At 50.4% G+C, this 601-nt stretch carries 1 protein-coding gene; it reads right to left on the reverse strand.

Features of this window, described 5'->3' with window-relative positions:
* Positions 1 to 601: iron chelate uptake ABC transporter family permease subunit (locus KIV40_RS33950; RefSeq protein WP_285353842.1), on the reverse strand; the 601-nt coding region annotated here is incomplete at both ends.

Raw genomic sequence — 601 nt, forward strand, 5'->3', positions numbered from 1 at the left:
GAGCTGATACCGAGGACTTCGGGGCTTGCCATTGGGTTGTTTGATATTCGTTGGATGATGGTGCCAGCAAACGCCAATCCAATACCTGCTAACAGTGCAACAAGCACTCTTGGTAAGCGAAGTTCAAGTAGAGATGGGCTTAACTCTAGGCTCCAACCCAGTTGGTTTCGCCCGAGCGTGATTGAAACTGCACATACTAGGATGAGCACCAACAACATGGCAGACAACACCTTGCCAGTGGCGGCATGTTTGAAATGCTCAACGTGCTCACTGCGATTTTTCAATTCCGAGTTGAGCTTAGTACGTTGCAATAACCAGAGTAGGAACGGAGCACCAAGCAGAGCTGTCATGGCTCCGGTTGGCAGAAGTTCACCGCCGACCCCCGAAAATGGCTGAATACCGAGCATGCGAGCAATCGCAGGGGCAACGATACCGATAAATCCAATGATACCCACTTCGCTGACCACAGCCGCGGTGATGAAAATCGACAATGATAAACACAGCAATTTGATTTGCTTGATGTTAACGCCCAGCGATGTGGCGACGTTATCGCCAAATTGAAGTGAGGCCAATGGACGCTGCAGCAGCAGTAGTAGCAAGG

This window comes from Vibrio sp. D173a, from assembly GCF_030248475.1.